Source organism: Roseateles sp. P5_E1 (genome assembly GCF_054049335.1).
Genome location: NZ_JBFUMN010000352.1, coordinates 1 through 577, shown reverse-complemented (window position 1 = coordinate 577; position 577 = coordinate 1). Strand labels below are relative to the sequence as shown.

At 66.7% G+C, this 577-nt stretch carries 1 protein-coding gene; it reads right to left on the bottom strand.

Annotation, left to right across the window (positions count from 1 at the left end):
* Positions 1 to 577 (bottom strand): NADP-dependent isocitrate dehydrogenase (locus ACXJKJ_RS31475; RefSeq protein ID WP_457395594.1); only part of this gene is annotated, 577 nt, incomplete at both ends.

Genomic DNA, 577 nt, shown 5'->3' with positions numbered 1-577 from the left:
GTCCTGGATCGGGGCGTCCTTGGTCTGGCACATGCGCCAGATGTCGCCGGTCTGCACGGCGTGTTCAAACACCACGTTGCCGGCGTCGTCGGTGACGCGCACGGTGCCGTCGGCCGGGATCTGGAAGGTCTTGTCGTGCGAGCCGTACTCCTCGGCCTTCTGCGCCATCAGGCCGACGTTGGGCACCGAGCCCATGGTGGCCGGGTCGAACGCGCCGTGGGTGCGGCAATCATCGATCACGGCCTGGTACACACCAGCGTAGCARCGGTCMGGGATSACCGCCTTGGTGTCCTGCAGCTTGCCYTCGGCRTTCCACATGCSGCCSSWGTCRCGGATCATCGCCGGCATCGAGGCGTCGACGATSACGTCGCTSGGCACGTGCAGGTTGGTGATGCCCTTGTCGGARTTGACCATSGCCAGGCCCGGGCGCKTGSCGTACTCGGCAGCCAGGTCGGCCTTGATCGCTTCCTGGGTGGCTTCGGGCAGCTGCGGCAGGCGCGCGAACAGATTGCCGATGCCGTTGTTGGGATCGAAGCCGGCCTGCTTGAGCACGTCGGCGTGCTTGGTCAGCACGTCC